The sequence below is a fragment of the Nonomuraea sp. KM90 genome (genome assembly GCF_052246675.1).
In the GTDB taxonomy this organism is placed as follows: Bacteria; Actinomycetota; Actinomycetes; order Streptosporangiales; family Streptosporangiaceae; genus Nonomuraea.
Map to the genome: position 1 here is coordinate 1 of NZ_JBQQCB010000203.1, position 11438 is coordinate 11438.

The window sequence follows — 11438 nt, forward strand, 5'->3', positions numbered from 1 at the left end:
ATTCATGGCGCTGATGAGCCTGGATCCCACGGGCAAGGGCCGCAAGCGATGGACCATGCGCTGGAAGGCACCCTTGAACGCCTTCCAGATCGCCTTCGAAGGCCGCCTCACCCCTGCCAACCTCTGACCACTTCAACAACCAAGATCAGCCGTTAAGTTGACACTCCCGCGTGGTGCTGGAGGGCGACCACACCGTGGTCGACGTGGCCCAGTTGCTGGGCAATGGGGTACGGCCCTACGCCTGAGCCTGAGCAGTAATGTGCTGCGCAGGTCCGGAGCACGGGCAGAACCTCGGCAGCTACCCGGTGTGCCGACTGTGGGAGGGCTGTGGCTGGCGTGCGGCGTACAACGGGATGCGAGCGATGAAACGAGCACCCTGCCCGGCTCCCTCGACGGTGAGCGTTCCGCCGTGCTGTTCGGCGATCTGCCGGGCGATCGGCAGGCCGAGCCCGGTGCCGTCGGCGTCCTTGGCGCGGGCGTCGGCGAGCCGGGCGAAGCGCTCGAATATCCGCTCCCGCTGGTCTGCGGGGACACCGGGACCATCGTCACACACCGCCAGTACGGCCCGTTCCCCTTCGGTGCTTAGTGAGATGGTCACGGTGGAAGCGGCGTGCCTTTCGGCGTTGTCGACCAGGTTGGTGAGCAGGCGGACGAGTTGGAGGCGGTCGCCGTGGACCAGGGCCGGCTGAAGATCGCTGTCGATGTTCACCTTGGAGGGGTGGGGGTGGCGGTGGTCCAGTTCGCAGGCCACCAGTTCCTTCAGGTCCACCGGCGCGGCGGGGCCACTCGCGCCGGCCTCCAGGCGGCAGAGCGTCAGCAGATCGGTAACGATGGCTTGCAGGCGGTGCAGGCTGTTCAGCATGGCGGCGGTTGTGGCGGGCCAGTCGGCGTCGTCGGGATGCAGGAGCGCCTCTTCCATCTGGGTGCGCAGGGCGGTGATGGGGCTGCGCAGGTCATGGGAGGCGTCAGAGGTGAAGCGGCGTTCGCGCTGCAGGGCCGCTTGGAGCAGGTTCAGGGTCTGGTTCACGGTGCAGGCCAGGTCGTGGATCTCATCTCGCGGCGCGGGCACGGGAACGCGGTGCCCGAGGTCGGTCGAGGTGATCTTGCACAGCTGGGCGCGGATGCTGTCGACCGGTTTGAGGGATCGGCCGACGATGCGGTACGCGCCGGCTGCGGTGACGCCGATCAGGAGCGTGGACCCGGCCAGCACACCGGACAGCAGCCGGCCGCTGACATACCAGGGGTGGGCCGGGGCGGCCGAGTAGATGATCCAGTCACCGTCCCGTCTGGGAACACGCTGGACGGAGACGAGCATGCAGGTGCCGGGAAAGTCGGGCATGTGGCACAGAGTTTTCATCCGGCCCATGCGGCCTGCCGTCGGTACGAAGGAGGCCATCGGTGGCCGTCCTTGCAGGTTCGCGCTGGCCGATACGATCCGGCCGGCGGGGTCGATCACCTGCAGGGCGGCGACTCCGTGGTCGGCGTGTACCGGATCCAGCCTGCCGCGGGCGAGGAGGCCGGCGGCGCGCGTGTTCGCGTCGTGGTTGCGTCGATTGAGTTCAACGGTCCGCACGTTGTGGATGCTCGTCACGATGACCGCGCCGAGACCGGCGCACAGGAGGGTCATCACGATGACGGCCAGCAGAGTGAGCCGGGTCCGCACCGACCACTCGCTCCATGGCCTCATCGCCCTCCACCTCCGTGACCAGGCTAGATACCGTCGTTAAAGGCCATCGGAGATCGACAGGCCGTATTCGGCCAACGCGGGCCCAAACCTGTACCTCGGGCTTGGCGGCCTCACCGGCTCGCGTCGCACGCCAGGCCAAAAGGAGGTCAACCCGCACTCATCGGCGCCTGGCCGGGTAGAAGGTACCTCCGCCCTGGGGGAAGGGACGGCGGGAATGGTTACTGGCTGGGAGATCAAGCACCGGTTGTATCGGGCGATCAACGCTCATGACGTGTCCGCGGTCCTCGACAATTACACGCCAGAGGCCGTGTTCGTGGCGCCTTCCGGTGTGCTGGAGGGCCATGAGCAGATCGCCTGGTTCTGGGAGCAGCTCTTCAAGGCGTTCCCCGACCTTCAGCAGACGCCCTGGCTGGAAGTTGCCTGTGACGATCCTGCCGTCACCGAGTGGACGCTCACCGGCACGCATCAGGGACCCTTCTTCCTGCCGAACGGGCGTGAACTGGAGGCGACCGGCCGCCGCGTTGCCATTCGCGGTTCCTGCATCGCCCACGTCGCGCACGGGAAGATTGTCACGCATCGGGAGTACTTCGACCAGCTGGAGCTGTACTGCCAGCTCGGGTTCGGCATGCCCGACGTATGCGATCCTCCCCGTTAGCTCAACGGGGCCGCTGTTGCCCGACCGGGTGAGCTCGCGGCCTTCCCGGCTGGTGATCGAAGCCTTGGGTGAGCCCCAGCGTGACCGGCGTGTTTGGCATCGAAGGAGAACATGATGTCGGGCGCGGTGTCGGTCGGTGAACGACCGTTCCAGCCCGCGAAGCCGTAGCGGGCCGGGGAAGGCACATCGTGACGACAGGCGCCCATCCAACCCAACTGACCCCCAAGACGTACAGGTCGGTGATGTCCAGACGTGGATCCTGGCAGGCGATCGAGTCGATGGGGCATGGTCGCACTGGCCTTTCTGCGCTCGGATTCGGAGGCCGTGGGCTGCTTGGCGCGGTCGTGTGACCGCCGGTGGGCCACGTGACGTGGGGGCGTCATCGGAGCGGAACCGCGCATGACGCTTGGTGTTTCAGTAGCAGCACGGCGATGTCGTCGGCGTGCCGGCGGCCCAGCGGGCAGTGGCCGAGCAGCGTGTCGGTGAGCTGTCCTAGCGGCTCGGCGCAAGCGACTGCTCCAGTGGTGCGACCCCTGTTCACAGCCGCGGGGGCGGTTCAGTCCCAGGCACCTGCATCCAGCCCCAGCGGGCCACTTTGGGTCTCATACCCCCCGCCACAAGGTCTACGGACATGTCCAGGAGGACAGGCCAGCGTCGCTGTGAGAGCACCGGCAGGGGCGACCAGCACTGCGAGCAAAAGGGGCAGGGACGTCGGCGGGCGATGCCATGCTCGAGGCCGATGATGTGGAGCCCGGATGGCGGGCCGGCGATCAGTCCGCCAAGGGCATGCGCAGCACCAGGCACGTTCCCTGGCCGGGGTCTTCGATGGTCAGGGTGCCGTGGTGGGCGTGGGCGATCTCGCGGCAGATGGCCAGGCCCAGGCCGGTGCCCTTCGGGTCGCGCTGGCGTGATTCGGGGAGGCGGGCGAAGCGTTCGAAGATGATCTCGCGGTGTTGGGGGGCGATGCCGGCGCCGTCGTCGAAGACGGTCAGGACTCCGGTGTCGTCTTCGGCCCGGACGGCGACGGTGACGGCGGTGGCGGCGTGGCGCTGGGCGTTGTCCAGCAGGTTGGTCAGCAGTCTGGCGATCAGCAGCCGGTCGCAGCTGACGACCACGCCCGGCTGTAGCTCGGTGCGGATGGGGATCCGGCCGGGCAGCCGGCGGCGGAGCTCGGCGCGGGTCAGGCCGGCCAGGTCGGTGCGCTGGTGCTGGGCCGTCCGGTCGGCGTCCAGGCGGGCCAGGGTGAGGATGTCCTCGGCGATCGCCTGCTGGCGCTCCACCTCGCTGAGCAGCTCTTTGGCCATGCGCGGCCAGTCGACCGTGTCCGGGTCCATCAGCGCTTCCTCCAGTCGCAGGATGGCGCCGGTGATCGGGGTGCGCAGGTCGTGCGAGGCTTCGGCGGTGAAGCGGCGCTCGCGCCGCAGCGCCGCCTCCAGCAGTTCCAGGGTGTCGTTGACGACGGTGGCCAGGTAGCGGATCTCGTCATGGTGGGCCGGGACGGGAACCCGGTGCCCGAGATCGGTCGTGGTGATCTCGGCGAGCTCGGCGCTCATGTCCTCCACAGGCTGCAAGGTACGGCCGACGAGATGGTAGATTCCCAGGCCCACGATGACCAGCACGATCGCCGTGGCGGCCACCAGTTGCGCGAGCAGCGCTTGGCTCCCGTACCACGGCGGGGCCGGCAGCGCTGTAGGCGATCAGGTCCCCGCCGAGGGCGGGAACCCACATCGCCGCGACGATCATGCACCGGCCGGGAAAGCCGGGCACGTCGCACAGCCGCCGGTCCATGGCCCCCCGCTGCGACGGCACGAACGTGGCCATCCGCGGCTCTCCGATCACCCGATCACTGGCCGACACCACCCGCCCGGCACGATCGACCAGCTGGGTGGGCCGTTCCCTCGTCACCGATGACGGCGGGCGGCGTGCGGTGGGCGAACTCGCGCATCAACTCCAGATCCGCCCCGTAGACGTGCGCGCGCCGGTGACTTGTCGCATGAGCGCGCTGATTGTCCATGATCAGCCACGCCGCGATCACGCACAACACCGCGGCCACCAGGATGGCCGACAGCGTCATCCGGGCGCGGATGGACCACCTCACCGGGTCCAGACAGGCGGCCAGCCGCGATGCGAAGCCTCTGGCCTGCCGGAGCAGGTCCTTGACGGCGTGCCGCCACTGCCGTCCCCCACGCACAGCACCATCCCCTATGAGGGGGAGCCTACGGTCAGCATTCCCAACTGCCTTCCCCTGACCTGCGAAAACATGCCTGTATACGGACCACGATGCCGGAGGTGTCCCGCGGAGCCGGCCGGCGCGCAGGGGCTCATACCGCGTGGCCGGGGCATGGCCGGAGTGTGGTGTCCGCGCAGTCTCGGCGCGTTGACTGGCGCCTTGACCGGCACTCTTTACGGGGCGTGCTTGCCATGCTCCGCAGGGTGCGCGCATCATGCTGGGATGGGCACAGTGGGATCTTGGTTGCGAAAGTGGTGGCGAGGCGGCGACGGGTCTTCACGGGACGAAACGTCGCATGGGCCGCTGGAGATGTTCGCCGTGCAGGTGCTGTACCAGCAGTACGGGCGTGACATCTACGCGCGTGCGGCCGTCGATGCGGCCTTCAGCGCGGCGGTCAGCGACCTGGCGGCGGAGATCCGGGAGGACCTGAAGCACGCGGGGCCGCGGATGGCCAAGCTGCTCACCGACAAGACGGCCTTGACCTACTACCTGCTGGGCCACTCCCACGCCGTCCTGGCCGGCCTGCTGGAGGCGGCGGTACGTCCGGACGCTTCGACGCCCGCCGCGGTCAACCCCGACTTCGCGGCCATACGCCTAGGCGCCATGTTCCACCTGGCCTTCGATGGCGGCCTGCTGCAGCTGCCTGCCCAAGGAGACGCTCCCCACTCGGCGAGGTAGGCGCCAGCGACACCCCGTGCCGGTCATGGGTGCGAGCCTCCGGCCGTGGGGTTGTCCCCGTAGCGGGCGTTCGGGTTCGGCCGCCTCTTGGCGCCAGGGATGGTACGCACCGCGACCGCGGCGTGTACGGGACAGGCCAGCTCTTCATAGCCTGCGTCGGGCAGCCACACCAGGGCCTCATACAGGTGCTCGGCGTCGCAGGGGCTGCCGCTGTCAGCTACGCCGACATCGCCGCCGGCGTCGGCATCAAGGATGGCGCCCGCCTGCGGCGGGCCGTCAAGGTCGCCCGCGTGGTCGCGGCCAACCGGGGTGATCGCCTGGAAAGGTTCCTGCCATCGCAAAGCCCCGCCCGGCGCCGGGTCTTCGTCACCCGCTACATGCGCCAGGGCCTGGGCGATGAGTTCGGCGCCCGCGACGCGATGTCCGCCGCCCGCACCGCGATGACCGCGATGAAGGACATGCACCGTGCCACCACCTTCGAGGCTGGCAACGACAAGTCCATCGCGCGCCAGGAGTTCGGCACGATGGCCACGGCCGTCGATGAGTGCATCACCAAGGTCGCCGGCATCGACCTCCTGCACGACCTCCCCGAGCAGGACCGGCACGCCCTTGCCGACCTGATCAACCAGTTCGCGCAGCAGGAAACCGACCCAGATCGGCATCTGACAGCCTGGGAAACACCGGAAACCCTGGGACTTCTCGCCTGACAACCGCAAGGTTAGAGAAAATACCGCGAGATCCCGCCTCTGAGAGGACCGCCGTGAAGCCTCTCTCGATCTTTGTCATTGTCGCTGCCGTGGTGATCGTCGCGCCGAGCGTCTGGATGCTCGGGCCCGGCTCGTCCTGGTGGTTGGTCCATGTCGACGGCGTGACGGGCCTGACCGGCAAGGACCTGGCGGCCGCCGTGGATGCGGTCCGCGGCCGTGTCCTGGCGGCCGCCACCGGCCTGGCCGCGCTGGCCGCATTGGTCTTCACCGCGCTCAACGCCGACACCGCACGGCGCACTTTCCACCTCGGCGAGCGTGGACACGACACCGACCGCTACGGCAAGGCCGCCGAACAGCTCGGCAACGCCGAAGCCCCCGTCCGATTAGCCGGCCTTTATGCACTGGAGCAGCTCGCGCAGAACAACCCCGCGCTGCGGCAGACGATCGTGGACGTGATCACCGCGTATCTGCGCATGCCCTACACGCCGCCCACGGACGATGATCAAAAAGACGCGGGGCCGGCCGTTCCCCGCGCAGCCATCGGCGGCAGGGCCGAGCCGCCCGGAGGCCGCGATCCACGCGAAGAGCGGCAGGTCCGGCTGGCCGCCCAACGCATCCTGACCACTCATCTGCGCGGTCCTGCCCCCGCTCAACGACGCCGGCGGCAACGCGCCACACCGTCACCTGACGAGTTCTGGCCCGGCATCCTGCTTGACCTGACCGAGGCTCTGCTCATCGATTTCGACTTCCGTGACTGCCGAGTAAGCAAGGCCGCATTCGCGGGGGCCACCTTCAAGCGCGACGCCCACTTCGACGGGGCCACCTTCAAGCGCGACGCCCACTTCGACGGGGCCACCTTCAACGGCGACGCCCACTTCGACGGGGCCACCTTCAACGGCGACGCCCACTTCGAGGGGGCCACCCTCAACGGCGACGCCCACTTCGCGGGGGCCACCCTCAAACGCGGCGCCTCGCTCTACTTCGACGGGGCCACCTTCAACAGAGGCGCCCGGTTCGACAAGGCCCGGTTCCACGGGACCACCTTCGATGGCGACGCCCGGTTCTACTCCGACTGGGCTGCCCTCAAACGCGGCACCCGGTTCCGCAGAATCACCTTCAACGGCGACGTCTCGTTCGACGGGGCCACCTTCGACGGCGGCGTCTCGTTCGACGGGTCCGCCTTCAACGGCGACGCCCACTTCGCGGGGGCCACCCTCAAACGCGGCGCCTCGCTCTACTTCGACGGGGCCACCTTCAACAGAGGCGCCCGGTTCGACGAGGCCACCTTCGACGGCGACGCCCAGTTCCGCCGGACCACCTTCAACGGCGACGCCCGGTTCGACGGGGCCACCTTCAACGGCGACACCTCCTTCCATGAGACCCGCTTCAACGACAGCGCCCGGTTCGACGGGGCCACCCTCAAACGCGGCGCCTCGCTCTACTTCGACAAGGCCGCCTTCAACGGCGACGCCCAGTTCCGCCGAACCACCTTTAACGGCGACACCTCATTCCATGAGACCCGCTTCAACGACAGCGCCCGGTTCGCCTGGGCCACCTTCAACGGCAACACCTCGTTCGTGGGTGCCGGCTTCAAGCGCGGCTCGTTCGCCTGGGCCGCTTTCAACGGCAACGCCGGCTTCGTGGGGGCCGACTTCAACAGCAATGCCTCGTTCGTGGGGGCCACCTTCTTGGGTGGCGCCAAGTTCGGCTGGGCCACCTTCAAGCGCGGCGCCCAGTTCGACAAGGTCACCTTCAGCGGCAACGCCTCATTCGACGGGGCCACCTTCAAGCGCGGCACCCGGTTCCGCGGGACCACCTTCAACGGGAGGACTTCGTTTGAGCGCGTCCACCAGAGTCAGCGTGTCCACCTCGACGGGGCGTTTGTCGCATCCAAGGCCATCGGTGCCGAGCACGAGTGGCCGCCAGGCTGGCGGATGGAACCGGATGGGGAGGGGGGCGGCGTCCTGCGGCGAGACGTGGCGCCCGATGCGCAACTGGGGCGCGATACAGGCCCGGAGCCCTCTGCCGGAGCAGGACAGGGGCACAGCTCGTGATCAGCTTCCTACCTCACCCTCACGAGCCTGCGGGCACCAGTGCGACACGGCCACCCTGCCGTGAACTCCATCCAGGAATCTCGCTAATCGGCCTGAACGCAGTGCCCCGCTCCAGTCTGTCGATTCATCCCGAGACCTCAGCCCTCTGTCTCAAACGACCCACGTGCTGAGTTCGGTCAACTTGGCCTACGTGAAAGAAGAGATCATCATCCTCTGACCTGCTGGAAGGGTCCTTCAACCCAAGACAACGTCGACCTCCGCTTGACCGGAGGGGCTGTAGAACGCGGGCGCGGGTACGCGCACACCTGCGCCGCCACGCGGGTGGGCGCGGGCGTGATAGCACGACGGCCTCCCCGGGGCGCCGGCGACACGCCAGTCCAGGCGGCCGCAGCAGTCGTGCACGTGCACGGTTTCGAGCAGTACGGGCGTGACATCTACGCGCGTGCGGCCGTCGATGCGGCCTTCAGCGCGGCGGTCAGCGACCTGGCGGCGGAGATACAGGAGGGCCTGAAGCACGCGGGGCCGCGGATGGCCAAGCTGCTCACCGACAAGACGGCCCTGACCTACTACCTGCTGGGCCACTCCCACGCTGTGCTGGTCGGCCTGCTGGAGGCGGCGGTACGTCCGGACGCTTCGACGCCCGCCGCGGTCGACCCCGATTTCGCGGCCGTACGCCTGGGCGCCATGTTCCACCTGGCCTTCGACGGCGGCCTGCTGCAACTGCCCGCCCAAAAAACGCTCCCCACTCGGCGAGGTAATGGACGTGACCGCGCCGCGCCCGTGGCGGCACCTCGTCACGAATGCGACGCACCCGGTTCACGCCCCTTGACTGGGGGCCCAGCCAGCGTCGCACTGCTCGACAGCCCGCAACTGGGTGACGGTGCCGGCGGTCCTGGTCATGCAAATCCGGCGCCAGACCATAGGCCCCCTGCCATGTCGTCCAGACCGGGCGCTGAGCGTTTCGCTAGGGTTTGGTACTTCCCGATCATCGGGGCCGGTAAGGACGTCAAGGGTGCAGCAGGGAGTCCCGATCATCATGAACGGTTCGATAGAGGCCACGTCGTTGTTGGCGGGGCGCTATCGGGTGGATGCGCTGATCGGCAGGGGCGCGGTGGCCGAGGTGTGGAGCGGTCACGACGTGACGCGTGATTGGCCTGTGGCGGTCAAGCTGTTCGCTCCCCAAATGTCAGACCCGATGATGCGGGCGCGTTTCGTGAGCGAGGCCCGCATCGCGGCCCGGGTGGCGCACCCGAACGTGGTGAGCGTGTTCGACGTGGGCGAGCATGACGGGCGCCCGTTCCTGGTGATGGAGTTGCTGTCCGGGCGCAGCCTGGCCGCCGAGATCGCCGAGCGTGGGCCGTTGTCTCCTGATGAGGTGCGCCATCTGATGGGCCAGGCAGCCGCCGGGCTGGACGCCGCGCACCGGGCCGACGTGGTGCACCGCGACATCAAGCCCGCTAATTTGCACCTGACCGCGGACGGGCTGCTCAAGGTCGTGGACTTCGGCATCGCCCGCCTGGCCGGAGAGGAGATGAGCAGGCTGACCGCGGCCGGCACCGTGGTCGGCACCGCCGCCTATCTGTCGCCCGAGCAGATCCTGGGGCGCGGCGGCGATGCCGGCGCGGACCTGTACGCACTCGGCTGCGTGTGCTACGAGCTGCTGTGCGGGCGGCCCCCGTTCGTGGGCGTCCCCACCGAACTGATCCACCAGCATCTCAACCAGCCACCGATACCGCCACGCTCGCTACGGCCGGACATCCCCGCCGACCTGGAGACGCTGGTGCTGTCGATGCTGGCCAGGGAGCCCGCCGCCCGCCCCGCGAGCGCGGCACACGTACGGCACGCCCTGCTGTCCATCGGCCCGTGGCGCGCACCAGGCGGCACTGCCCTGCTCGAGGTGCCAGACCCGGACACCTGGTCTGGACAAGACTCGCCCCGCCGGTGGCCCGCTCCACGCCTCTTCCTGGCCCTCGCCGCCGCCTGCGCCGCGCTTGTCGGCGTCCTGGTACTGGCGATGCTGACCGACTCAGCCCGGCAAGGCGCCGCCCCGGCACCCTCCGCCCTCACCACATCCCCGGCCACCGCGCTCTCGCCCGCGCTCGCCATGTCCCCGTCCGCCACGCCCAACAGCCCACGGCCGTCGCCTACGGCGCCACCTGCCGCAGCAAAGGCGCTGGCCTGGCTCGCGGCCTTGGAACGAGCACTCGCCGCCCACCAGCAGCAGGGCGGCATCGCCCCCGACATGGCCCGCGAGCTCCGGACCCACATTGCCGAGGCACGCGAGAAGCTCAACGAGGGCAAGATCAGCGAGGCACGCAGTCAAGTCATGGATCTCGCGGCGAGGCTAACCGAGGCGCGCAGAAATGGCAGACTCGCCGATGGCCCTCTGATCACGTTCCTGGCCCGCTCCGGCATGCCTCTCCCACCAATCGACGAGCAGTCCGATCAACGCCATCCCGGCAAAGGCAAACACAAGGGCCGCAAGTAGCACCCGGGCTTGTGGCCCTCCGCCCGGGCAGCTGCACCCTGTGCATCAGAACCCAGCGGGCAATGCGATCTCATCCAACCGCCACTCCTCTACAACCCCGTCCGGGCCAGGCAGCGCAAAGCAGTACTCGTCGAGGATTTCCGGCGCGTCGGCGAGGATGTCGAGCAGCGCCTGCAGGCGATGGAACGGTGCCTGCCTGACGCGGTCGATGACCGGGCTCGCGCAGGCCCAGCAGCGCCCAAGAGGCAAAACGCACTCCGCCCCGTAATGGGCTCACCAGTGATTGAGATACGCGCGTCGTCCGAGCAGGAAGTCAGTACTCGGTGATGCTGATGTCGTCGAGGGTCAGTCGCATTCGGCGGATGATGGGTAGAGGGGCCTGGGGCTACGGCTCGACACGGCGGGATAGGCCCGGCGCTATACCGCGATCTTCAGCGTTTCCAAAGTCGATGCTTGATAGTGGGCGTTATGTCAGGGCGTTATGTTAACCCTCCGGACCGGGAGTCGGCTCCGGCCCCGCCCGGCCCCGGCTGCTCCGCTGCCCCTCCTCGTCCCAGGGGTGCAAGGCGCAGCGTCTGCCAGCCGTCCGCGGCCGACTCCACCTGCCAGGCCGGCGGCCACACCCGCTGGACGTCCCCGGCCGCTGGCGCTACCCGTACGCCGTCCAGCCCCGCCTGCTCCAGCCCTCTCGCCCTGTCGAACCGGGCAGCGCCGGTGAAGGTCACCCCCATCGAACTGGGCGCCGCGCGGTATCCGGTGCGCAGCGCGGCCAGGTCGTGCTGGACGTTTCCCCAGAAGGTCTGGGCGTGTCGCTTAGCCTGAATCCACGGCTTGATTCTTGGTGATCATTTCTCGGTCCAATTCGTCGACGAGGACCGTTCCCGCAGGTAGAGGCCTTGGTTTCAGAGCGTGAGGCACCTGCCGTGCTCGGGTCGCGGC

At 68.6% G+C, this 11438-nt stretch carries 10 protein-coding genes; 5 read left to right on the forward strand and 5 right to left on the reverse strand.

Going from position 1 to position 11438, the window contains the following annotated elements; genetic code table 11:
- Positions 1-298: 298 nt before the first annotated feature.
- On the reverse strand, positions 299-1663 hold the full coding sequence (locus ACTWPW_RS60225; RefSeq protein WP_443174412.1) for a sensor histidine kinase: 1365 nt from the start codon (positions 1661-1663) through the stop codon (positions 299-301).
- Positions 1664-1901: 238 nt separating this feature from the next.
- On the opposite strand from ACTWPW_RS60225, the gene ACTWPW_RS60230 reads away from it, so the two are divergent.
- Positions 1902-2342, forward strand: coding sequence for an ester cyclase (locus tag ACTWPW_RS60230; RefSeq protein ID WP_443174413.1), 441 nt, complete (start codon positions 1902-1904; stop codon positions 2340-2342).
- 770 nt (positions 2343-3112) lie between these two features.
- Here the strand turns inward: ACTWPW_RS60230 and ACTWPW_RS60235 are convergent.
- Together ACTWPW_RS60235 and ACTWPW_RS60240 are read right to left on the reverse strand one after the other, a co-directional pair.
- On the reverse strand, positions 3113-3979 hold the full coding sequence (locus ACTWPW_RS60235; protein WP_443174414.1) for a sensor histidine kinase: 867 nt from the start codon (positions 3977-3979) through the stop codon (positions 3113-3115).
- Positions 3980-4185: 206 nt separating this feature from the next.
- The gene (locus tag ACTWPW_RS60240) at positions 4186-4533 is read right to left on the reverse strand and encodes a hypothetical protein (RefSeq protein WP_443174415.1); all 348 of its coding nucleotides are present in this window, start codon (positions 4531-4533) and stop codon (positions 4186-4188) included.
- Between the two features lie 348 nt (positions 4534-4881).
- Between ACTWPW_RS60240 and ACTWPW_RS60245 the strand changes: the two genes are divergently transcribed.
- The 3 genes from ACTWPW_RS60245 (at position 4882) to ACTWPW_RS60255 (ending at position 8011) form a co-directional block, all read left to right on the forward strand.
- Positions 4882-5250 carry a DUF6401 family natural product biosynthesis protein gene (locus ACTWPW_RS60245; protein WP_443174416.1) on the forward strand — a complete coding sequence of 123 codons (369 nt, stop codon included), beginning with the start codon at positions 4882-4884 and terminating at the stop codon, positions 5248-5250.
- A gap of 185 nt (positions 5251-5435) precedes the next feature.
- On the forward strand, positions 5436-5957 hold the full coding sequence (locus ACTWPW_RS60250) for a hypothetical protein (RefSeq protein ID WP_443174417.1): 522 nt from the start codon (positions 5436-5438) through the stop codon (positions 5955-5957).
- A gap of 53 nt (positions 5958-6010) precedes the next feature.
- Positions 6011-8011, forward strand: coding sequence for a pentapeptide repeat-containing protein (locus tag ACTWPW_RS60255; RefSeq protein WP_443174418.1), 2001 nt, complete (start codon positions 6011-6013; stop codon positions 8009-8011).
- Positions 8012-8245: 234 nt separating this feature from the next.
- On the opposite strand, the gene ACTWPW_RS60260 is transcribed toward ACTWPW_RS60255, so the two are convergent.
- Positions 8246-8743 carry a hypothetical protein gene (locus ACTWPW_RS60260; protein WP_443174419.1) on the reverse strand — a complete coding sequence of 166 codons (498 nt, stop codon included), beginning with the start codon at positions 8741-8743 and terminating at the stop codon, positions 8246-8248.
- 304 nt (positions 8744-9047) lie between these two features.
- Here ACTWPW_RS60260 and ACTWPW_RS60265 point away from each other — a divergent pair, with 304 nt between their 5' ends.
- The gene (locus tag ACTWPW_RS60265; protein ID WP_443174420.1) at positions 9048-10499 is read left to right on the forward strand and encodes a serine/threonine-protein kinase; all 1452 of its coding nucleotides are present in this window, start codon (positions 9048-9050) and stop codon (positions 10497-10499) included.
- A 45-nt stretch (positions 10500-10544) separates the two neighbouring features.
- Here ACTWPW_RS60265 and ACTWPW_RS60270 read toward each other — a convergent pair whose 3' ends face one another.
- Positions 10545-10748 (reverse strand): hypothetical protein, encoded by a 204-nt coding sequence (locus ACTWPW_RS60270; protein WP_443174421.1) that lies wholly within the window; start codon positions 10746-10748, stop codon positions 10545-10547.
- Between the last annotated feature and the right edge of the window lie 690 nt (positions 10749-11438).

Bases quoted from the DNA above. Each gene is read 5' to 3' on its own strand.
- ACTWPW_RS60230 (WP_443174413.1), top strand. From the start codon at position 1,902: ATGGTTACTGGCTGGGAGATCAAGCACCGGTTGTATCGGGCGATCAAC.
- ACTWPW_RS60245 (WP_443174416.1), top strand. From the start codon at position 4,882: ATGTTCGCCGTGCAGGTGCTGTACCAGCAGTACGGGCGTGACATCTAC.
- ACTWPW_RS60265 (WP_443174420.1), top strand. From the start codon at position 9,048: ATGAACGGTTCGATAGAGGCCACGTCGTTGTTGGCGGGGCGCTATCGG.